The sequence below is a fragment of the Ferdinandcohnia jepli genome, assembly GCF_047246645.1.
Taxonomy (GTDB): domain Bacteria; phylum Bacillota; class Bacilli; order Bacillales; family Bacillaceae_L; genus Ferdinandcohnia.
This window is the reverse complement of sequence record NZ_JBFOKR010000014.1, coordinates 18,859-37,868: the sequence shown is the minus strand read 5'-3', so window position 1 is coordinate 37,868 and position 19,010 is coordinate 18,859. Positions and strand designations below refer to the sequence as shown.

Annotated in this window: 29 protein-coding genes; 1 reads left to right on the top strand and 28 read right to left on the bottom strand. The window is 36.2% G+C overall.

Going from position 1 to position 19,010, the window contains the following annotated elements; translation table 11 throughout:
• Nucleotides 1-24 precede the first annotated feature (24 nt).
• From AB3M96_RS15615 to AB3M96_RS15490, 26 genes are all read right to left on the bottom strand, one after another.
• Nucleotides 25-540, bottom strand: a complete 516-nt coding sequence (locus AB3M96_RS15615) for a hypothetical protein (RefSeq protein ID WP_412968560.1) — start codon at nucleotides 538-540, stop codon at nucleotides 25-27.
• 80 nt (nucleotides 541-620) lie between these two features.
• A complete protein-coding gene (locus tag AB3M96_RS15610) occupies nucleotides 621-845 on the bottom strand; it encodes a hypothetical protein (protein WP_412968559.1) in 225 nt (74 codons plus the stop codon).
• A gap of 85 nt (nucleotides 846-930) precedes the next feature.
• Nucleotides 931-1,518 carry an SGNH/GDSL hydrolase family protein gene (locus AB3M96_RS15605; protein WP_412968558.1) on the bottom strand — a complete coding sequence of 196 codons (588 nt, stop codon included), beginning with the start codon at nucleotides 1,516-1,518 and terminating at the stop codon, nucleotides 931-933.
• Nucleotides 1,511-2,017, bottom strand: a complete 507-nt coding sequence (locus AB3M96_RS15600) for a hypothetical protein (protein WP_412968557.1) — start codon at nucleotides 2,015-2,017, stop codon at nucleotides 1,511-1,513. Before AB3M96_RS15600 ends, AB3M96_RS15605 begins: the two co-directional genes overlap by 8 nt.
• A 2-nt stretch (nucleotides 2,018-2,019) precedes the next feature.
• Complete coding sequence (locus AB3M96_RS15595) at nucleotides 2,020-3,321, bottom strand: hypothetical protein (protein WP_412968556.1); 1,302 nt, start codon at nucleotides 3,319-3,321, stop codon at nucleotides 2,020-2,022.
• Complete coding sequence (locus tag AB3M96_RS15590) at nucleotides 3,312-4,733, bottom strand: distal tail protein Dit (RefSeq protein WP_412968555.1); 1,422 nt, start codon at nucleotides 4,731-4,733, stop codon at nucleotides 3,312-3,314. The genes AB3M96_RS15595 and AB3M96_RS15590 overlap by 10 nt, the downstream gene beginning before the upstream one ends.
• 2 nt (nucleotides 4,734-4,735) lie before the next feature.
• A complete protein-coding gene (locus tag AB3M96_RS15585) occupies nucleotides 4,736-6,529 on the bottom strand; it encodes a phage tail tape measure protein (protein WP_412968554.1) in 1,794 nt (597 codons plus the stop codon).
• Nucleotides 6,530-6,531: 2 nt separating this feature from the next.
• Entirely contained in the window at nucleotides 6,532-6,804 is a 273-nt protein-coding gene (locus AB3M96_RS15580) for a hypothetical protein (RefSeq protein WP_412968553.1), read from the bottom strand.
• A 20-nt stretch (nucleotides 6,805-6,824) separates the two neighbouring features.
• On the bottom strand, nucleotides 6,825-7,166 hold the full coding sequence (locus AB3M96_RS15575; protein ID WP_412968552.1) for a hypothetical protein: 342 nt from the start codon (nucleotides 7,164-7,166) through the stop codon (nucleotides 6,825-6,827).
• A 47-nt stretch (nucleotides 7,167-7,213) separates the two neighbouring features.
• Nucleotides 7,214-7,717: a hypothetical protein gene (locus AB3M96_RS15570; RefSeq protein WP_412968551.1), complete on the bottom strand. Its 504-nt coding sequence runs from the start codon at nucleotides 7,715-7,717 to the stop codon at nucleotides 7,214-7,216.
• Between the two features lie 3 nt (nucleotides 7,718-7,720).
• A complete protein-coding gene (locus AB3M96_RS15565) occupies nucleotides 7,721-8,107 on the bottom strand; it encodes a hypothetical protein (RefSeq protein ID WP_412968550.1) in 387 nt (128 codons plus the stop codon).
• Nucleotides 8,091-8,534 carry an HK97 gp10 family phage protein gene (locus AB3M96_RS15560; RefSeq protein WP_412968549.1) on the bottom strand — a complete coding sequence of 148 codons (444 nt, stop codon included), beginning with the start codon at nucleotides 8,532-8,534 and terminating at the stop codon, nucleotides 8,091-8,093. The genes AB3M96_RS15565 and AB3M96_RS15560 overlap by 17 nt, the downstream gene beginning before the upstream one ends.
• The gene (locus AB3M96_RS15555; RefSeq protein ID WP_412968548.1) at nucleotides 8,527-8,838 is read right to left on the bottom strand and encodes a phage head closure protein; all 312 of its coding nucleotides are present in this window, start codon (nucleotides 8,836-8,838) and stop codon (nucleotides 8,527-8,529) included. Before AB3M96_RS15555 ends, AB3M96_RS15560 begins: the two co-directional genes overlap by 8 nt.
• Entirely contained in the window at nucleotides 8,835-9,122 is a 288-nt protein-coding gene (locus AB3M96_RS15550; RefSeq protein ID WP_412968682.1) for a phage head-tail connector protein, read from the bottom strand. The genes AB3M96_RS15555 and AB3M96_RS15550 overlap by 4 nt, the downstream gene beginning before the upstream one ends.
• Nucleotides 9,122-9,268 carry a hypothetical protein gene (locus AB3M96_RS15545; RefSeq protein WP_412968547.1) on the bottom strand — a complete coding sequence of 49 codons (147 nt, stop codon included), beginning with the start codon at nucleotides 9,266-9,268 and terminating at the stop codon, nucleotides 9,122-9,124. The genes AB3M96_RS15550 and AB3M96_RS15545 overlap by 1 nt, the downstream gene beginning before the upstream one ends.
• Before the next feature lie 16 nt (nucleotides 9,269-9,284).
• Nucleotides 9,285-10,520, bottom strand: a complete 1,236-nt coding sequence (locus AB3M96_RS15540; RefSeq protein WP_412968546.1) for a phage major capsid protein — start codon at nucleotides 10,518-10,520, stop codon at nucleotides 9,285-9,287.
• Nucleotides 10,520-11,212 (bottom strand): head maturation protease, ClpP-related, encoded by a 693-nt coding sequence (locus tag AB3M96_RS15535; RefSeq protein ID WP_412968545.1) that lies wholly within the window; start codon nucleotides 11,210-11,212, stop codon nucleotides 10,520-10,522. Before AB3M96_RS15535 ends, AB3M96_RS15540 begins: the two co-directional genes overlap by 1 nt.
• A complete protein-coding gene (locus tag AB3M96_RS15530; RefSeq protein WP_412968544.1) occupies nucleotides 11,209-12,384 on the bottom strand; it encodes a phage portal protein in 1,176 nt (391 codons plus the stop codon). Before AB3M96_RS15530 ends, AB3M96_RS15535 begins: the two co-directional genes overlap by 4 nt.
• Before the next feature lie 12 nt (nucleotides 12,385-12,396).
• Nucleotides 12,397-14,112 (bottom strand): terminase large subunit, encoded by a 1,716-nt coding sequence (locus AB3M96_RS15525; protein ID WP_412968543.1) that lies wholly within the window; start codon nucleotides 14,110-14,112, stop codon nucleotides 12,397-12,399.
• Nucleotides 14,109-14,468: a hypothetical protein gene (locus AB3M96_RS15520; RefSeq protein WP_412968542.1), complete on the bottom strand. Its 360-nt coding sequence runs from the start codon at nucleotides 14,466-14,468 to the stop codon at nucleotides 14,109-14,111. Before AB3M96_RS15520 ends, AB3M96_RS15525 begins: the two co-directional genes overlap by 4 nt.
• A 109-nt stretch (nucleotides 14,469-14,577) precedes the next feature.
• On the bottom strand, nucleotides 14,578-14,871 hold the full coding sequence (locus AB3M96_RS15515; protein ID WP_412968541.1) for an HNH endonuclease: 294 nt from the start codon (nucleotides 14,869-14,871) through the stop codon (nucleotides 14,578-14,580).
• Between the two features lie 527 nt (nucleotides 14,872-15,398).
• On the bottom strand, nucleotides 15,399-15,578 hold the full coding sequence (locus AB3M96_RS15510; protein WP_412968540.1) for a hypothetical protein: 180 nt from the start codon (nucleotides 15,576-15,578) through the stop codon (nucleotides 15,399-15,401).
• Nucleotides 15,579-15,712: 134 nt separating this feature from the next.
• The gene (locus tag AB3M96_RS15505) at nucleotides 15,713-15,925 is read right to left on the bottom strand and encodes a hypothetical protein (RefSeq protein WP_412968539.1); all 213 of its coding nucleotides are present in this window, start codon (nucleotides 15,923-15,925) and stop codon (nucleotides 15,713-15,715) included.
• 35 nt (nucleotides 15,926-15,960) lie between these two features.
• Nucleotides 15,961-16,404, bottom strand: coding sequence for a YopX family protein (locus tag AB3M96_RS15500; protein ID WP_412968538.1), 444 nt, complete (start codon nucleotides 16,402-16,404; stop codon nucleotides 15,961-15,963).
• Nucleotides 16,405-16,424: 20 nt separating this feature from the next.
• On the bottom strand, nucleotides 16,425-16,967 hold the full coding sequence (locus tag AB3M96_RS15495) for a site-specific integrase (RefSeq protein WP_412968537.1): 543 nt from the start codon (nucleotides 16,965-16,967) through the stop codon (nucleotides 16,425-16,427).
• Nucleotides 16,967-17,425 (bottom strand): ArpU family phage packaging/lysis transcriptional regulator, encoded by a 459-nt coding sequence (locus AB3M96_RS15490; protein WP_412968536.1) that lies wholly within the window; start codon nucleotides 17,423-17,425, stop codon nucleotides 16,967-16,969. The genes AB3M96_RS15495 and AB3M96_RS15490 overlap by 1 nt, the downstream gene beginning before the upstream one ends.
• Before the next feature lie 229 nt (nucleotides 17,426-17,654).
• Between AB3M96_RS15490 and AB3M96_RS15485 the strand changes: the two genes are divergently transcribed.
• A complete protein-coding gene (locus AB3M96_RS15485; protein ID WP_412968535.1) occupies nucleotides 17,655-18,038 on the top strand; it encodes a VOC family protein in 384 nt (127 codons plus the stop codon).
• A gap of 69 nt (nucleotides 18,039-18,107) precedes the next feature.
• Here AB3M96_RS15485 and AB3M96_RS15480 read toward each other — a convergent pair whose 3' ends face one another.
• Both AB3M96_RS15480 and AB3M96_RS15475 read right to left on the bottom strand, forming a co-directional pair.
• Entirely contained in the window at nucleotides 18,108-18,698 is a 591-nt protein-coding gene (locus tag AB3M96_RS15480; protein WP_412968534.1) for an HNH endonuclease signature motif containing protein, read from the bottom strand.
• On the bottom strand, nucleotides 18,698-18,931 hold the full coding sequence (locus AB3M96_RS15475; protein ID WP_412968533.1) for a hypothetical protein: 234 nt from the start codon (nucleotides 18,929-18,931) through the stop codon (nucleotides 18,698-18,700). Before AB3M96_RS15475 ends, AB3M96_RS15480 begins: the two co-directional genes overlap by 1 nt.
• Nucleotides 18,932-19,010: the final 79 nt, after the last annotated feature.

The following is a 19,010-nucleotide window of genomic DNA, read 5'->3' as shown; positions in this document are numbered from 1 at the left end:
AATAGCCACCCTTAATTGAGTGACTTAATCTTTTTTAAAATAAACTTTATTAAATTCATTATTTAGAAATAATATGACATCATCAAATGTATCTAACACTTCTTTGCCTTCTAAATGTTTTACATAGTTTTCTTGTTGTTCCTTACACCCTTCATCTAATAATCCGTCTTTTATTACCCAATTTATTGTGTAGGGTCTAAAGTCCATGTTATCGAAAGAAAAATTGTCGAATGAAAAACCTTGCAGTGTATTATGGATAGTAAAAAATTTCATGTTGTGCTTCATAGAATTAAAAGCATGTCTTAGACCGTAGAGAAGCACTCCCTTTTTATCTTTTTTACACCTCGTTTTATAATCTTTAAATCCATGTTTCAAATGCCAATCGTGGGCATTCATAATCCAGAGAAGTAGTTCTCCGATTGCTGAGTATATTTCATTACTGTTGTACTCTTCTATAGCTATTTTTAGTCTTCTATAAGCGGTTGTATAAGCATATTGATTAGACTTTAATCTTCTCTTATGTTCAAAGCTAAGATTCATTTCCAATCCCCCTTATTAATATCTTCTAATTAATTTCTCTATGGGATTCGAAATTTCCTCCTAATTGAACTAAAGAAAAATCATGCGTTATTAGTTGGTCCTTTATAACGATTTTCATAAACATCTTTTGGAGTGCATAATTGACCTTCAGCAACATAATCCATTGTGTCTCCGTCTACACCTTTAGGATGGATATAGAAGTGTGGATTACCTTCGTCATCAATATGTGTTACACGAATTTCATGATCTATTACACCACGTTCAAAATCTTTTTTTAGATATTCTTTTATTTTTGTTCTTCTCATTTAAAACCCTCCTTATTGAAAAAAGCACCCCTAACGAGTGCTTTTTTTCATTCTAAATTACTTCACTATTGGTTCCGATTGTTCACTAAGATAGACGGCTTACAAAGTTGGTTGTCTGTACCACTGGGTATAAAATTTCAAACAGTAATCTATGTCCGTCTGAATCTGGATGTATGCCATCAGGTATCCTTGTTAAATCATAAGCACTTGAGAAATCCGCAAAATACACACCTTCATTATTTGTAGCGATTTCGTTTAATTTGGCATTAAAAGTTGGTCTTTTCTCATGTCTATTAGCCTGAGTTACTGGATCAACAGGAGGAATTCCACACAAAACGATTTCACAATTAGGTCTGTATGTTTTTAGTTTATCAATAATTGTTTCTACATCACTTTGGAAATTCTCAACTGTGTCCATCATATCGTTCATTCCAATTTGAATCGTTACTAAGTCATAAGGAACACCCAAAGCGAAAATGTGTAGTCTATCTAATAAATCGTGAGAATGACTACCGCCATAACCTCTGTTAATGTGTCGGATTGGAGCATAATCCTTATTAATTGCGTGCCACAATCTATACGAATATAAATTCCGACCAGGTGCATCCACTTCAGAAGGTATTGTCCATGAAATACTATCGCCAATTGCTAAATATACCCCACCTTTACGCATTTACAACAACCTCCCAACCCATAGCAGAAACGTCAATAAGTCCTGATTCATCAGTTACAAGCGATTGATATTTAAAATCAAGTGACATTCCTTCTTCAAGCCATAATTCACCGTTATAAACTCGTTCTACATTCTCGTAGGGTTTCACATAAAAAGAGTCAAAGTATGAGGTAGGCATTGTGTTTAATGGTGTTTCTTGTCTTGCATAATTGATATTTCTAACTTGTATAGTTACCCTTGCAGCTACTGTTGTTGAAAACGAAATTCTTGCTAGATATAAACGTCTACCTTTTGATGCAGTAAGACGTTTATCACGAGTAACATACGTGTTGTTAATTGTTTCTCCCATTGTGTACATAAAAGCCATGATACCTTCACGACTCATCCTAACCCAAAAAGGCTCGGCAATCGATACGGTTTGCTGTCCTTCCGCAGTATTGTATGGGTTTCCTTGTTGATTCTCTATATCTGTCAGTTTTTTAAATACTGGTGCATCCATCTTTAGATTACCTCCGTTTCTAACGTATCAAGATGATACTTAAACGTAATGCTTTCCCCATTAGGCAGTGTTCTAACCTCTGTAATTAAATTGTTTTCATACGTAAAAACATCCTCTCTAAGTACAGTGTTAGTCGCATTTTTGTATGTTACTTTTTGAACTGTACCATCAGAATTAAAGACTATAGATTGTTTTGTACCTTTTATTGAATTAACTGTAAGATAGTCTTTTGGCACTTTTATATCTTCACTAAGGGCAACAACATAGTTTTCATATGATGTAGAAACAGTTCCTTTTTCAATTTGCAAAGTATCCATTCTAGTCAATGTCATGTGGATTCTTATATAAACTGCATTAGCTGGGGAAGTAAAAGATGTATCACCGTTTGCGATTCCACTTATAAACACTTTATTCTGATCGTAAAAAGCAACTGCACAAAACGTTCTCGCATAACTGGTAGATGGTTCAATTCGTGTGTAATCACTAACCGCATTAGATGCACTATCATAAGCAGTTCCTTTTGTAACGTCTAATGCTTTCCCCAAGGTTACTTTAGCTTTATTAAAGATGTTTTTCCCACGATTGATAAAATCGGTATTTTCTATGCTTACATTTTTATATCCTAACACTGCGTTGACTTGACCAGTTTCTAACCCTTGTAATACTGCTCTTGAATCTTCATTGAAATTGTTTAGGTCAAGTTCGGTTGTGTCTTTGTTCAGTTTTTGTGCCAACTGTTCATCAGTCTCACGTAAACGATCACCCAAAGTAGGAGCTACTGAGCCATCTTTTTTTAACCTGGCATCTACAATTTCTGTATTATCTGTTCCGGCTTGAGCAACAATATTGCTAATACGTGTATCAGCATTGTTTGCCTTTTCGACTGCCTCCACAAGTAAAGACTCATTTGCAATAACTAATGAAGTATCATCAGCTGGCAAACTTCCTTCTAGGCTTGGGTCTTTTCTTGCGATATAATCAAATTTTGCAGTTGATAAACGTTTCATATCTGCATCAAAGATTTGTACAGTTCCCTCTACTCTTCCGGGCTCTTGTAATTCAGATGTGCCTAACGTAAATTGAATGAAGTTTCCTACTAAAATCCCATCACGAATAACCGATTTGCCACTAAACTTCTGAGATACCAACTTATAAGAGTAATCAGCTGACAACGGAAACAAGGTGGCATCATCATAGACTTCTATTTCAAACACAACGTTATCATTTGCAACAACCTCTGGTAATTCCCCAAACATTTTCTTTTTGGTATTAACCTTAATTCGATATTTGTTTTCTAACGCCATTTTTCTCTCCACCTCACTTCAGTAGACTCAATAGCTTCTGCTGGTTCTACTGTTATCGTTGATAAACCAGGTTTAATTGAGAAGTATTTACCAACAAACATTTTATCTTTTATGATGCTTTCACCATTCCGGAGGATATTATCATTTTTGTGATCAAACTCAATTACATCACCAACACGAGCAACATAAGGAATGCCAGTTGATTGTTCATTTATCTTAAATACTTTAATATCCTTCACTCGTTGATTTGTTGGAGAAACACTTGCATACTGCCATAATTGCACTTGTACTTGTGTAATAGGTGCAATTGCTATACCCTCTGTATCATTCCATGCTCGATATAGTGATGTATGGTGATTACCATTACTATCTATTTTCGAGACGTATGCTGCCCATTGATTCCCTTTACGAATTAACCGAAGGATTCCATCAAAATTAGCCCAGGTTGTATCATTGGCACCTCTACTACTCATTACATCATTTCCTGAATCATATTTACCTGCTCTTAAGGTTGCATAAACTGCAGGATTATTTGCAGAACGTTTGGTAAGAAGAAGTTTTGCTACAAATTGATTATTTGAATCTAATAAAGCAACTTCAATGCTTCCAACTTGGCCAGTAACACCTAACTGAGACATAAGAACGTCTATTTTAAAATCTTGCAGAGTTTGACCGATTGATTTTTTAATAGCTGGACCGTGCCAACCGCCACCACCGCCATAATCATCTGTATAAAACTCATGGCCATTAGACTTCATAGTTCCTACAGATATACCTTCTTCAACACTTGTTGATGGACTCCAACCGGTTATAGCTCCCATTTGGTCCCATAATACACGTGTCTCGGGTTCATATGGTAGTTCATCAACTTGCCCATAATTACCAATAATATTTAATTCCTCACCATTTGAAACAACTACGAAGGTGGTATCTTGCTTTATTTCACAACGGATAATAGGTTCGCTTTCAACTGTACCGTTGTTGATAAATGATGCTGACGTTGCTCCTTTGACTGGTTTTTCTACTCCGTATTTGTATGGATCAGGACAAATGAAAGTGATGGTTCCTTGTCCAAAATTGACGATGTCCTCTATATCGAGAGAACCATCTACCACCGCATAATAAACACGATCAGGTTCATCATCAAATATCAATTCCGCTGGTTCTTTCGTTATTAACCATAAAGCGATTTCTTCTTCCAACTTGCGTAAGTCATACCTATCTTTTCCTTCTATGTTGATGGGTTGTTGAATCACCCTAATATCTGTGTCAGTTGACTCTAGATAAGCACCTGCCATACCAGGCATCTTTAATAAATTCCTAGTCAAAGGAGCAAAGGCAGACCGTCTTTTACCGATGCCTAACGTTATATATGGTTTTTTTACTCCATTAAATGTTAAGGAATACGACATTATTACGGCCTCCCTTCGAACAATTGCACTCTGCCATTATCAAAACTGATTAAATCGTCTACCTCTTTATAGATGATTTGAGCAATTTCATGTTTATCTAAATATATTGGTGCAGGTTCTATCCTGATAATTGGAGTATTTTGCACTATTTCTTTTTCCTTATTAGGATCTTCTAATGATGGATGGTCAAGTGGTGTCACTTTTGCACCTTCAGGTAAGTCTAATACTTCTGGGCCTGCTTCACCTACAAGAACTCGACCGGCTTTTTTTATTTCTCCACCCTCAGCAAGCATAGGAATAGTACCAAGGTTAAACCCCCAACCTTTGCCGCCAATTAACGGGACCCAATCAGGAACTTCAAACTTTACCTTATTTAATCCTCGTATCATGCCATTCATTGCGCCGATAATTTTGTTTACAGCACCTTTTATTCCGCTTACCATGCCATCCCATACACCGCTAACGAAATCTCTAATATTACCAAATACAACCTTTATAGCAGCCCAAAATATATTGAGCTTTTCTTTAACGGTATCCCAGTTTTTCCACAACAGCACACCAGCTGCAATAAGTGCCCCTATAGCTAGCACAACAATACCAATTGGATTTAAAGATAAGGCAGTATTAAACGCAATTTGAACTGCGGTTATTGCCTTAGTGATTGCTCCATATGCTGCTATAGCCCCAGTTATGAGTTGGAATGTAACAATTCCTCCTGCAATTCCTGCTAGGATAGGACCAACAATATTCCAGTGTTCTTTCATCCACTGTGTTGTTTCTTTTATAGCTCCAATAACACCAGATAAGATATCTTTCATAATACCAAAGGATAGTTGAAATAAGTTTTGTATCATTGGTAAGTGAGGCTTAAACCATTCCCATAATCCTACTAATGTAGGTATTACGTTTTCTTTCACCAAAGTTGCAAAGTCGCCTACTTTCCTTGCAACAAATTCAAACCCGTTAACAATCGGTTCTGTATCAACGTTTTGCAACCATTCTGCTAGGTTCTTTAAACCATTGACTGCAGGTTCTAATATCGGTGCTCCAAATCTTGCTTTTATGTCTTCCCATGCTTGCTTTAAGTTACCTAGTTGGTTTTCTAAACTGTTGGATTCCCTTGCTGCTTGCCCTGTTGCTCCTGCTGATTCTTGCATGGCCTTTGCATATTCAAGTCTAGCAACTTGTTTGCCTGCCTCGTCTAGTTTCTTCCAATCAAGCCCAAGTTCTTTTGATGCATATGCAGCTAACTGAGTTTCGTTAGCAAATAGACCAATTGATTCTCCACCCTCGTAATTCCCTTTGATAAAACTATTTAGAGCAGAATTGGCATCTTCAAAGGATTTGTCATAAAACGCTGCGGCATCTGCAACCAATGTAACAGCATCTTTAGCGGTTCCCATTGCTTCACCGGTTTCCATTCCTAACCCTTTGAACATACTAGTCATTTGAGTTAAGGCTGGCTTAATTCTGTTAGGAACCATGCCAAAGTCCTTTCCTAACCCATCGATCGTTTTTTGTGCCTCACTACCGATATTCCCAAATACTTGTTCAAACTGTGCGTTCATCGCTTGGGTACCAGCAGCCGCCTTAACTAATGGCGCAGCCATTCCGGCAACTGCACCTGCTGCAACCGTTGCACCTGCTGCAATAGCAGCTCCCCATTTTGCCGCGGTTTTTATTCCATTCCCAAGTCGGTCTCCTAAGCCTTGAGCATTTTTTTCTACCTTTGCAATGCTGTTGTTTGCATCCTTGTCATCAACAAAGATAGAACCAAACAATTTAAATATTTCCATAATCATTCACCCTCTTTTCGGGCCTTCTTTCGAATCTCTGCAACGTCTTTTAGAATTTCGTCACGGTCCTTTTTGCTTATTGGTTGAGTATGCACCTTATAGAACTGTGAAAATGGAATATAATCTTTCTTGGTGAAATAGGGGTATTTTGTGGCATATAACAAAAAAGCCCGATCTTCTTCGGACTTGGTTAATGCTTTATCAATTAATTCAACTGCTATATCAGGTTCTAACGATTCAAAAATGTTGATACTTCCATATCTGCAAAGTAGCACATCCAGGAGTTCAATGTAATCTACTTCACAGCCTGTTGAAAAAAAACTACAAAATTCTTATCCTGTATAATGTCTTTTAGAATTTCAATTGGAAGACTTAGATCCGACTCAACTATTTCTTCTTTTTTCTTTCCTGAATACAATGCGAGAAAAGAATAAAACTCATCCTCAGCATTCGGAACTTTCTCTAGTAGAGAAAAAATAAAATCCATTCCTTTTTCTTGTTGAATTCTATCCTTCTCTTCTTGTGTTTTATCCGTAACATCGGCTTTATTAAAATAAAATGATTTAATATCTTCTTTTAATTTCAATTTGTTAACCAAACGTATTAAGGGAAACAAATGCTTTGTTGTTAAACCCATTAATAACTCCTCCTATAAAAAAACAGGGAGCTAATGCCCCCTTTTAATTAGTCAATATACTCAATTTTCCAAGGCTCTTTTGTTCTGCTAGTCTCTAAATAAGCAGCTGTATAAGTCAGTGCAGGCACAATTTCATCCTTATCTACAAGAGACCAGTCAATATTCTCTAAATTAATTGCATTTTCTAGAGTGATAATTACTGAACGCCCGTTCTTTGTTTTTCCTGTCCATGTAACAGTAGCGTTGTAATCTGTGTCCTCTATATCATCTTTAGCTGTAATAACGTCACTACCAGGTGTCGTTGTGCTATCTACAGTAGTAGCTGGGTACATTTTTGATAAATCTGCTGGCAGAAATTCTAAAGCATTCATAACTAACCTTGCTACACTTCGAATTTTACGAATACGACCTTTTACTGGACCGTAATCTCCATCAGCTTCAATCTGTTTGTACTCTCTTTCAACGGTAAATTGACCACCACCGCGGGTTAAAGCTATATCTGTTTCTCCAATAGCAAATACACCATCACCTAAAATAATATCTCCAGGCATAATTTAAATACCTCCTTTGGCATGTGTTCTAACTTGATATATATATTTTCTTCTGCGGATGCGTTTATCGTCATCTTTCAATGGCAAACGATTTTCACGATAAAACGTCATGGATAATTCATTATTTATTACAACCGTTTTTCTGTGGAGAGACTTATCGACAATATCCATAAGAGTTTCTAATGTCGTGGTGTCTCCGTTGATAGGAGAATCCCATCCATCTACATCTAAAACGAACTGTTCCATTGACCCATCATCAATTGAATCTGGAAGATCAAATACTAAGTATGGGTAAACTGCTTTGTCAGACGCATGTTCATAGTAAACTTGTGAATGCTGACTCTTCAATATACCTTTTATTACTTTCCTTATTTCAATTACCTTGATCATCTGGAACTGCCTCACTCTCATCAATCAAACCTTTTGCTTTATTTTCTTCTTCAATAGCAGAAAGGTATCGCCCTTGAATAATTCGAATTTGGTCTATGTTTTCAAATACGGTATCCCTTAAAATACCTCTTTTGGGTTGTCTGCTTGTTCCGAGTTCTTGCTCGGTACCATACCAAGTCCCATGTTTAAATCCGATTTGCAAGTCTGTTTCTTTTTTTCTCACCCAGTATTGAGTACTTTTGTATAACCTTCTTGAACGCTTCATACCGGGTAATTTTTTGAGTTTTTCTATCATTCTTTTACGGATAAATTTAGCAGTATCTCTTAATGCAGCTCTTACGAGTTCGTGAAGTAGGTATTGAGCGCGGTCTACATTAGAAGTGAACTGCACCCCGTTTTTTGTTACTTTTGTAACTGATTTAGGCATTGGCATTATTAACAATCCCTTCACAAATCAGTTCTAATATTTCCTCATTCTTCGTATACGCACGAATTACATTATAAGTTTTGTTATTATACTCAATCTTTTGTTCATCGTTGTATTCCGAGTACCTGATTTCAAACATCATTTCCGGTTTTAATCCAGTTGCCTGAGCTTGGTAAAACTCACTTTGACGAATAGACTTTTTATTAGCAAACACCTGTTTTTTTGTTTCTGCAGAAATACTGTCGCCCATATCATTTTCAATGATTGTTTCCGATATAAGGTTAATTACATCACGCCACATCATGATTTATCTACCTCTTTGTAATCACCTGCTAAGCATAAATGCATTTTAATCATTTCATATGAATCTTTAAGTCTAGCAGCATCAGGATTATCAAACCCAAAATTAGCCTTACAATACGTCTTAATGGCCCGTTTAATTAATGGATCAGTATCATCGTTTGCTTTAACTGAAGAAACACCCGACAAAATTAAATCTTGTCGGGCTTCTTCTATTAAATCCAAAACTTCACTGTCAAAGGCATTATTTAAAATCCTTAGTGAAAGCTTCACATCGTGGAGCATGATTATTCACCTTGTTTCTCTTCGCCTTTTAAGTACCCTAGCTTGACTAATTCGTTACCTCTTTTTTGATCACATTCATATTCAGAACCAACGATATGAATTTGTTTGGTTTTTTTATCTTGAAATTCTTTAATAACTGTAAATTTCATTGATTAACCCCTCCCCTTAAACTGCTGGAACTTCACGAATTAACGCGAATGATTTAGTATCTAAGACTCCACCATCAACAATTGTGTATGCAGCATAATCCACAGTGCGGGCTTTAACATGCTCTTCTGTAGCGACACTCATCGGTTCATTAGTATTTACTACGTACCCACGACTAGGAGCTCCGATAATAATGTTTCCAGCTGAGATACCTGCATCTGGCTTAACTACCATTCCGAACATGCGACCAACACCACCGCTAGTAACATCAGGAATGAATAAAGGGCGACCATTTGCATCAGTTAAGTTAGCAAGTTGATTCCAAATAGTAGCGTTATTTGCATAAATTGCAGCACTGTTTAGATATGATGAATGTAATTTAGCTACTGCTTCAGTTACTTTTGCGTATGTTAATGGTGCAGCATTATCTGGATCATATGTTACTACTTGTGGTGTTCCGGCCTCTGCAAGTAATGCAGTCTCAACACCTTGCGGTTCTGAAGTGCCATTACCACGAGCAGTAGCTACACCTAATGCAACCCCGATACGTTCTGCTAATTCATTTTGGATATAAGGAATGAAATCAGCAACAGCCATTGAACGAAGTTTCCAAGAAACTGTAACAGCTTTTGCAAGTTCATGACCATCTAATACTAATTCACCAAATGTATTTTGTTCATCAGCAGTAGCAGTACCCTCTGCATACCAAGCAGCGTCTCCTGCATCAATTGAAGTGTGTTTCTTGATTGCTAATTTACCTTTAACGTTGTATTTTTTAGCATCCCCGAATAATGGGTACATTTCCTCAGCGCGTTTGAAGATACCTGCTACAACAGTTGTTGGGATTAATACAGCAGTGTTACCAGTGTCATGTGTATAAGCGTTATTAAATTCTTTATTAACGTTGTCAAATATTACTTGTTCTTCAGATGTTAACGCTTGTCCCATCATTTGTTTAGCCCAAGCATTTTCGTAAACTTGCTCATCAGTTAATGTAGCTGTTTGTTCTAATTGCGCCACTACAGTACCTCCTTTAGGTTCAACAGATAGATTAGATAAATCCGCAACTGTTTGATTGTCTTGTAACGCTTTTAGATTTGCGTTTGCAAGTTTTGCTGCTTCGATTTTCGCATCCAAATCTTTTATTTTAGCCTCAACTGCGTTAAATTCTTCAATTTTACCTTCAGCAACTAATCCCTCTGCTTGCGCTAAAAGTTCTTTACGTTGATTTAACAATTCTTTAATTTGATCCATTAGTGGATTCCCCCTAAGTGTAATAATTTTAATCGTGCTTCTAATTTCGTTTTCCCTTCCACAGGTTGATTGGAAGGGGCACTGTCAATAATGCTTAATAGCTTTTCAATAGCTTCGTCATTAAGCATGACATTTCCAACATTTGCGACAAATGTATTCTGTTGAGTGTTGTTAAAAGTCATAACCTCATCTGCGAATCCTTGTTCAACTGCTTTTTCTGCATTAAACCAAGTTTCAGCATCCATAAGTACTTTCAACTCTTCGTCACTTTTTCCCGTTTTAGTTTTATATGCATTTGCAATCGATTGATTTGCAGATTTTAATACCTCAGCAGTATGTTCGAAGGCTCTATAATCTCCACCTCCATAAGTTGATACGTTGTGGATCATCATCTGTGCTGTAGGTGAGATGAGTATCTTATCACCAGCCATTGCAATTACACTTGCTGCACTTGCAGCCAAGCCAACTATTTTGACTGTTACTTCACCTTCATATTCTTTTAATGCGGTGAATATTTCACTTCCGGCAAATACATCACCACCCCCACTATTAATAACCACTTCAACAGGTGACTTGTTACCAGGTAAACTAGCATTAACTTTTGATGGGCTTGTTGCCTCGATGCCTAACCAATCATAAATACGTTGTTGCCTGTCACTAATGATAGTTCCTTTAACGTGAATTTTCGTCATTCATTCTCACCTCCTCTCGGTTTCCTAGTAGGCGCAGTATCTAAACGACGTATAAATGTATCGCCATCTGGTGCAGGTGCATAATTAAGAATTTCACGAACTTCATTTGGTGACATGATGCCCCGGTCTACGAATTGCACTAAATCTAATTTTGTAGTCATACTTGCAAATGATAAATTGCTAGACTCAAAGACAATTTTATTACCGAAGGCACGTTCTTTTCGTGAGAATAGATGTCTTGTAAATAGAGTTGTTAACTGGACAATATCAGGCTCTATAGATGATTCGTAATATGAAATCCAATCATCTTCTTTATATTTTGATTGAATGATGTTCTCGTTAGTATTGAAGTATGAATAGATCCGTTGAGTTGTTTTGTCCATCTGATTTTCGTTTGGCACAAAATCTTTTGGTTCAACTTGTTTAGCGTCCATCTTCGCATCGGTTGCAGCTGCACCTACTGATTCAGATGTTTCCGTATTCAAAAAGCTATCCACAAACTCTTTTGTTTGCTTTTTAATATCTTCTGGCCTCAAGGTTTGATTGAATTTCAATAACCATCTGATGATATTTGAATTTTTAATAGCCTTTACTATGCCTTGGTCTGTGGTATTGACAATCTCCATTAGAGGCGTGAGTGCTTCAGCGTTGCTATCACCAAACAACTCATTTTCGTTGTAATCTTTACCTAAATGCATTACATCTGTTTTTCTAAATGTTACGGTTTTCCCGTTTTTTAAAGTAAATCGATAGTACACCTGATTCGATTTATCAACGATAACTTCCGCAGATGTGGCGTTTATTGGATATAGCTCATATGGATAATCAAATTCATCCCGGTTAATAAAAATAAACGCGTTATTATTCAACTCAAGTTGAGTAATTACACGTTCTAACAATTGTTGCATTGTCATATTTGGGTTTGGTTCTTCCAGTAAAAAACGCATGTAAGGTTCAGGGTTTACCTTTAATCCGTTAGCATCTTTACGGATGTGCTTTGCTATAGTCTTACCAATCGCCCTTACTTTTGGACGAATAGCAGCTCTTACAATGTCGCTTTTGTAAATATTCCCGTTCCATGCAAAAAAACCGTTTCTTTCATCGGTGATCATTTGATATTTCGTTACTGTGACAGTGCGATTCTTTTGTTTGAAAATATCCGTTAACTTCAATTTCTCACCTCCTTATATCATATTTTCATAATCTGCTTGCTTATCATTAAAGACAACATAAGCATTCAGCATAGCAGCCAAACCATCAATCCTTCTTCTTGTATTTGTACCTTTAACAGGCTGGATCGTGTTGTTTTTCTCATCAATATGAACAGATGTATTTGTTAAACACCATTTTGTAATAGGGTTGTTTCCATAGTTAATGCGTTTTGACTTTAGCTCAGCTTTTAAGAGTTTCATAGGTCCAGATAATGTTTGTTTTCCTTGCGCTATTGGTATCATAGTTTCTTGTCCGAAATGTCCTTGCATCTCTTCTACCCAATAACGAGCTGACCATCTATCGTAACCATTCCACGGAATGTACACATCATATTCATTCATCATTTCTAAGAACCATTCGGTCACATATTTATGATGAACTGTATTACCTGGAGTCGTTCGAAGTAACCCTTTTTCATGCCATAGGTTATAAGGAATTTTATCCTCTTTTGTCCTCTCCTCGAGTAAATCCTCCGGCAACCAGTACATATGCTTTACATATATCGTATTATCATTTGGAACCTTGAACATTACGCATGCTGCAGTTAAGTCAACAGATTGGGATAAGTCTGCGCCGCCAATCGCATATCGTGGTTTCAATTGAGTAATATCAAATGTTGCAGTATTGTTTGCTTCTTCAAATGACAACCAGGCTTCGGTCGATGTTTCACGAACATTGAAGTCTTTAGTAAGTAAATTCTTTACTAGCATTGAGTTTGCTTTTGCTTTATTTACTTTTGTTTCTAATTGGTCTGTCTTTTTAATTGTTCCAAGGCCTGGATTTGCCTTTTTCCAATTATTGCGATCGGTCCATTCCTCTCTTTTATCAAGCTCATAGATAATCGGTAAAAAGCGATCATCCTTATATCCGTCTGGATCATCAAAACCGTTTAATAACATTTCCGCTTCTTCATATTTCAAATCATATACGGATTCGCGAATAGTTCCTGCCGTTGTGATCATGAGAATAAGTGGTTGTTCCCTTGAAGATGTTCCATCCACAATTACGTCATAAAGGTTTTTATCTTTCCATGCGTGTATTTCATCCAGAGAAGCTCCATGGACGTTAAGGCCGTCTAAGGTATCACTGTCAGAACCAACTGGTCTGAAAATACTATCATTAAAGTCAGCGACAATTTCCTTCACTAAGGTTTTCATTCTCTTAGAAAGAACTGGTGACTTTTTAACCATTCTTTTAGATTCAGACCAAACAATTTTCGCCTGTTGTTCTTTTGTTGCTACTGCATATACCTCTGCTCCACCTTCGCCATCAGCTATTTGTAAATATAAACATATACCGGATGACAAGGTTGATTTCCCATTTTTACGAGCCACAACCAAAAATACTTCGCGATATTTACGAGTACCATCCAACTTATGGATAAAACCAAATGTTGCTGCAAGAAAGGCCTTTTGCCATAACTCTAAGTCAATTGGCGAACCTGCCCATTTCCCTTTCGAGTGCTTGCAGTAGTTTTCTATAAATTCAATAGCGTGATTTGCTCTTTTTGAACTATATTCAAATACCGATTCATTATCATAGATATCATCAACAAGCTTTTTATAGATTCTTTTAACCTTATAACCTACAACTTCCTCGCCGGAATCAATTTTATTCCAGTATTCAATTATAGGGTTATAGGCTAACGGATACTGAACTCTTTTTTGTGTTCTCTTTTCTTTCTTCATCGTCCATTCACGAAGTCATCAAACCCATCATCTTCTGGTTTAGGGACTTCTCTAGGTAAGAGGTCAGAAATTGCCTTCCATACAGTTGTGTATCTTTGGATCATTGTATTATATGTCTTGATAGATGGACTTTCCCTCGTAATGGAATAGTCGCCTTGTTGCATTTCATCGATGGCCCCGTTTTGCTTAATGTCCTGTTTCAATTCATTTAAGGTCGCTCTCATGAACCCAGCTTCTTCAATTAAGCCTTCAGCAACTTGTTTGCTATCTTTTGATAAATCCTTGAAAAGTTTTTTAATTCTGTTTATCTCTTTCTTAATTTCCTTTTCTTTGGAAATTAAATCGTTCCTACTCATAAAATCACCTCATTTTTGAAGGGGGGGTCTATTGAAAATGACCCGTGTATTCTCCGAAGGTCCCCCTTCGGTCCTTAAGTTGTGTGAAAAACAGAAACAAATAGGGGGGCTATGCCTGTACCAAATCACCGTTCTCGTCAAACATTAATCCTTCTACAACCGGTTCATACTTTCTAAATGTCTTTTTGTTATGACATTCAAGACAAAGATACTGAAGGTTCTCATGGTTCAATGTAATGTTAGGATCGTTGATGTTATCTGGATTGAGCTCGATGATATGGTCAAGTATGTAACCAGCATCACCACAATGTTCACATATGCCATGCACACTAGGAATGTAAGACTCCCTACATTTCCTCCATGCTTTAGACTTATAGAACTTCTTAGCAAACTCTTTAGCCATCCACTCACTTCCTCTAACATAGAATAAACATACATGAATAGTTGAAGGTGCATATCAGCTGCTCATGTATGTTTACTAATTAAGTATCTCGGCTTCCCACCCCTAGCCTGCTCAACGCTAATGAGATACAACCCTCTACTATCGCCACAAAAAAAGAAAAACGCCTCTCCTTTTGGAAAGACGTTTATTATGCAAATTCAACACACTAATATCATATCACACTAAAAACAAAATCTAGTTCGCGAATCGTTCGCGAATCGTTCGCAAATAGTTCGCGTTATAAAATTTGATGTTTTGCTAACTGTTTTTATCTTGAGTATCCCTCATTAATTGCAAAATTGAACGTCTTGAATTATACATAACCCGGATTCTGTCAAACTCCCAACACTGCCAAAAATACTGTTACACCAATGTTTATGCACATAATAAAAAATGAGTTATACAAATTAGATTTGTAGATAACTCATTTTAGCTAAAAAAATATAAAGTTTTTAAACTTATTTATCCATCTTCATTTTCTAGTCGAACTACGACACAATAAATTTTTCCTTTTCAATCACTTCAACAATAACTTCCTTCTCGTTTAACACCATTGTTTGAAGTGTAATTTCATTACTTTTAACAAGCGATTCCCTAGAATAATTACCTCTTAATTGAACTTTCAAAAAGTAACTATCCTTATGAGTTTTCTTCATAATTTCACTCATTTTCTTTCTCGCACTTCAAACAAACTTTAGGTAAGCTTTTATGAATGAAATTCTCTTTACCGCAATACTTACATATAAAATGCCATGTGTTTATCATCTTTAAATTCCTCCTTGTTTCTATGTCGCTATTTTGTTCATACATGCCCACCTATTTCGATACATTCTGTTAATGCCGTTCCTTTATCAGTTATTTCCTCATACTCTTCAATCTCAATGGTAACGTTGAAGTCCTTATAATCTTTAAGCAGTATTTTTTCAGCTTCCTCATAGCAATTAGCTAATACAATTGACTTACAGAAATATCCGTTATTGTGATAGCGAATAAGATAAACTTTTAAATCATCCATATTTTAAACACCTCCACTTACGACACAATTTTCTTCTACTCTTTAAACAAATCTGGATTTTCATATACATTTCCGATCACTTCAACTCTAGTTTCCATTGTTGGATTATCGCTAAATAAAAATGTCTTATTATCAAAATCGAAACTATCCAGAAGGAACCCAGCTGTATAACCTCTAGGTAAGACTTTTCCTTTATCAGATATTAAATAAGAGGTTATAATAACTCCCTTTTTAATGATTACTTCATGTAATGAGTAATTACCATGCATTTCTTGGTTTATATCAACAGGAACCTTTAGAATATCTCCTTCATAAATCTCTTTTCCGTTCTTATCTTTTAATCCGGTGAATTGCATTAGACTGATATCATCACGTTTCCATCTTAGGCGATCACAATCTCCGATGTAAAAAGGAGTAACTTCTATGCAATGGTGGATTTTAGAATTTGCCCATGCACGAAATTTAATTTCTCTATTCACTTTGTTTCCTCCCCGGGCTATTAAACTTTAAATTTTTTCATCATATCATCTAGTTCGTCTTGCTCAATTCCTATATAACGAAGAGTTTCTTTTGGATCAGAATGGTTGTAAATTCTCATCAGTGCAACTACATCTTTAAATTGTTTATAGAACATGAACCCAAACGTCTTACGTAACGAATGGGTCCCAATGCTCTCAAGACCATAAGCCCTGGCAATTTGATTAAGTATTACATAAGCCATTCCTCTGGTGATGGGTTTATTGCTGCCTTCCCTACTTTTGATAAGGTATTCATTCTTTGGTTTGTCTTTTATATATTCTCTAATTTCTCTCTTTAATTCAGACGTCATTTTGATACGTCTGTATTTCTTTCTCTTTTGCTCACGAATGACAATATACCAACCTTCCACATCTTTCACTTTCAGTTTTAATAAATCTGAAATTCGTAATCCTGTATTAATCCCTAAAAGAAAAAGTATGTAGTTTCTTGGATTGTCCTGTTTTAGATCCTTTTTTATTTGGTTAATTAGTTCTTTATCTCTTATCGGCTGGACGAAATTCATTATGATTTCACCGCATTCCTTGTTTTATATACTTCTATCTTTAATGCAAAGGCCAGTCTCAGTAATGCTTTTCCCTTTACATCATAGTACTTGGTTTTTCCAACCCCTAATTCTGTCCAAATGTCAGGATCATATCCTATATCTTGCTGCATGTAGCGTTTCACTATAATAAATCGTTCGTCTTGTTTCAATGTATTAACAGCTTCGTGAAACTTGGTCATATACTTATCTCTAGTTCTCTCAAATTCTACTCTTTCAATGGCTGCATCTTCTGTTGAACTATGAAACTTGTTTGTATTTGCAGGAGGAAGAATTGAATAAGATGGTGTGATTTTCGGAAAAAAATCATAAGGTAATGTTAATAAGTACCGACGATATTCTTCAAGTTCTCTTTCTACAGCTCTCCGCGTTGATTTTGTATTGACCTCCGGAGTCTTTAAACTTATCTGGGCAATCATTGTTCTTCCTCAGCCTCCTTGTCTTTCTCGAGCTGACAAAATGTACAGATAAAACTTCCATCAACATAACAACCATCATTATCTAACTGGCCACAACTTTTGCACTTGAGATACATATTTCACTCCTTCGCTAAAGAATCGTACTACGACATAAATATTTGAAAATTTAAAGGTATTTCTTCTTTTTAATAGAATTTTTAAATCAATCTAATATAAAGGTGGAATGTTTATGAATTCAATTTCTTCTCCTATCGCTTGTAAAGTAAATAATGTTTTTATCCATGTTAGTAACCTTGAAAAATCATCTGAGTGGTATAGTGACTTACTTGGACTACCATTTAATAAGGATAATGTTAAATCACCTGTATACAACATTCCCATTACTTCCGAGACAGGACTCACATTGGACGATCACACTTTTGATCCAGAGTTTAAACTAAATCCCTCAGATCATGTTTTATTTAACTTTTTCGTTAAGGATATTGATGAAGCGTATGAATTTATTAAAAACAAAGGGATTACAATTGTTAGAGAAATAGAGCGTATTGGCGATTTCGCTTATTTTAACTTTAAAGACTTAGATGGAAATATATTAATGATTTGTAATTGCTAAATGTACTGAGCAAAGGTTAGATTTTTCTACCATTGCTCTTTTTTTTACTGCACAATTTTCTTCAATTGTTCACGACTCTTTCTGCAGCTCACTGATTTTCCCGAGGATGTCTGCTACAATAACACCTGCTTTGGTTAGTTCGACATCATTTTGAATGAGGCCATTTTGATTTAACCTGGCTAATTGCTTTCTGGAAACCAGGAGTAAATTGTTAATGTCAAAGTTACGACGATCGCCATCTCCAAAGATGATTGCATGACCTTTTGGCACTGGTCCGTTTTCTTTCTCCCAAATCAATACATGCTTTGCTCTCCAATTATGCCGACCTTTGCCATCGGCAATCTTTATGTCTACGTACCCATCACCGTTAATCCTTTCAGTACCTATCGGTTTATGATTGTGAGGTTTATTTCCTTTTTTAAATTGAGTAGGTTCCCAGCCACCCACTCCCTTTTTACCTTTATTGAATGGAACATGACCGGGTTTAAATGTGAAATCCATATCACTTGTTAATTTGTTTCTCTTCTTAACACCGCTAATTTGAGATACCTTTAAATTTAATCCAAAGTGTTCATTAAACATTTTTGTGAGTTCTGCAGTTGTACGTCCTTTAACATTTTCCGTAAGAAATGCGATTTGCTTAGAAGTGTAAGAATGCATCATTTCGCCTCCAGCATTTTAGGTACCTTCGCTTCAAGGTTAATGCTATTATCAATTGTTGTTTTGGCTTTGAGCACCAATGAACCATTTGCAATAATTTGAGAAGCTACTTCCGATACTGCTCTTGCTCGATTTATTTCTTCTTTGAGGTCTTCCCCCATTAAATCCTCATCACTTAGTCGCTCAAGTTGAGCAAATAAATGGTTGTTTAAATCGCCTAGTGTATTTCTCATTAATCAAAGTCCCCTTTCTTACCTTGGTTTTAGTTGCATAATTGCTCGATAGTATTTTTGAAAACTCATGCCCAAATAC

What these genes read in the sequence shown, in the direction of transcription:
- AB3M96_RS15615 (WP_412968560.1), bottom strand. Translation starts at nt 540, where the DNA reads ATGAATCTTAGCTTTGAACATAAGAGAAGATTAAAGTCTAATCAATAT.
- AB3M96_RS15610 (WP_412968559.1), bottom strand. Translation starts at nt 845, where the DNA reads ATGAGAAGAACAAAAATAAAAGAATATCTAAAAAAAGATTTTGAACGT.
- AB3M96_RS15605 (WP_412968558.1), bottom strand. Translation starts at nt 1,518, where the DNA reads ATGCGTAAAGGTGGGGTATATTTAGCAATTGGCGATAGTATTTCATGG.
- AB3M96_RS15600 (WP_412968557.1), bottom strand. Translation starts at nt 2,017, where the DNA reads ATGGATGCACCAGTATTTAAAAAACTGACAGATATAGAGAATCAACAA.
- AB3M96_RS15595 (WP_412968556.1), bottom strand. Translation starts at nt 3,321, where the DNA reads ATGGCGTTAGAAAACAAATATCGAATTAAGGTTAATACCAAAAAGAAA.
- AB3M96_RS15590 (WP_412968555.1), bottom strand. Translation starts at nt 4,733, where the DNA reads ATGTCGTATTCCTTAACATTTAATGGAGTAAAAAAACCATATATAACG.
- AB3M96_RS15585 (WP_412968554.1), bottom strand. Translation starts at nt 6,529, where the DNA reads ATGGAAATATTTAAATTGTTTGGTTCTATCTTTGTTGATGACAAGGAT.
- AB3M96_RS15575 (WP_412968552.1), bottom strand. Translation starts at nt 7,166, where the DNA reads ATGGGTTTAACAACAAAGCATTTGTTTCCCTTAATACGTTTGGTTAAC.
- AB3M96_RS15570 (WP_412968551.1), bottom strand. Translation starts at nt 7,717, where the DNA reads ATGCCTGGAGATATTATTTTAGGTGATGGTGTATTTGCTATTGGAGAA.
- AB3M96_RS15565 (WP_412968550.1), bottom strand. Translation starts at nt 8,107, where the DNA reads ATGATCAAGGTAATTGAAATAAGGAAAGTAATAAAAGGTATATTGAAG.
- AB3M96_RS15560 (WP_412968549.1), bottom strand. Translation starts at nt 8,534, where the DNA reads ATGCCTAAATCAGTTACAAAAGTAACAAAAAACGGGGTGCAGTTCACT.
- AB3M96_RS15555 (WP_412968548.1), bottom strand. Translation starts at nt 8,838, where the DNA reads ATGATGTGGCGTGATGTAATTAACCTTATATCGGAAACAATCATTGAA.
- AB3M96_RS15545 (WP_412968547.1), bottom strand. Translation starts at nt 9,268, where the DNA reads ATGAAATTTACAGTTATTAAAGAATTTCAAGATAAAAAAACCAAACAA.
- AB3M96_RS15540 (WP_412968546.1), bottom strand. Translation starts at nt 10,520, where the DNA reads ATGGATCAAATTAAAGAATTGTTAAATCAACGTAAAGAACTTTTAGCG.
- AB3M96_RS15535 (WP_412968545.1), bottom strand. Translation starts at nt 11,212, where the DNA reads ATGACGAAAATTCACGTTAAAGGAACTATCATTAGTGACAGGCAACAA.
- AB3M96_RS15525 (WP_412968543.1), bottom strand. Translation starts at nt 14,112, where the DNA reads ATGAAGAAAGAAAAGAGAACACAAAAAAGAGTTCAGTATCCGTTAGCC.
- AB3M96_RS15520 (WP_412968542.1), bottom strand. Translation starts at nt 14,468, where the DNA reads ATGAGTAGGAACGATTTAATTTCCAAAGAAAAGGAAATTAAGAAAGAG.
- AB3M96_RS15515 (WP_412968541.1), bottom strand. Translation starts at nt 14,871, where the DNA reads ATGGCTAAAGAGTTTGCTAAGAAGTTCTATAAGTCTAAAGCATGGAGG.
- AB3M96_RS15510 (WP_412968540.1), bottom strand. Translation starts at nt 15,578, where the DNA reads ATGAGTGAAATTATGAAGAAAACTCATAAGGATAGTTACTTTTTGAAA.
- AB3M96_RS15505 (WP_412968539.1), bottom strand. Translation starts at nt 15,925, where the DNA reads ATGGATGATTTAAAAGTTTATCTTATTCGCTATCACAATAACGGATAT.
- AB3M96_RS15495 (WP_412968537.1), bottom strand. Translation starts at nt 16,967, where the DNA reads ATGAATTTCGTCCAGCCGATAAGAGATAAAGAACTAATTAACCAAATA.
- AB3M96_RS15490 (WP_412968536.1), bottom strand. Translation starts at nt 17,425, where the DNA reads ATGATTGCCCAGATAAGTTTAAAGACTCCGGAGGTCAATACAAAATCA.
- AB3M96_RS15485 (WP_412968535.1), top strand. Translation starts at nt 17,655, where the DNA reads ATGAATTCAATTTCTTCTCCTATCGCTTGTAAAGTAAATAATGTTTTT.
- AB3M96_RS15480 (WP_412968534.1), bottom strand. Translation starts at nt 18,698, where the DNA reads ATGCATTCTTACACTTCTAAGCAAATCGCATTTCTTACGGAAAATGTT.
- AB3M96_RS15475 (WP_412968533.1), bottom strand. Translation starts at nt 18,931, where the DNA reads ATGAGAAATACACTAGGCGATTTAAACAACCATTTATTTGCTCAACTT.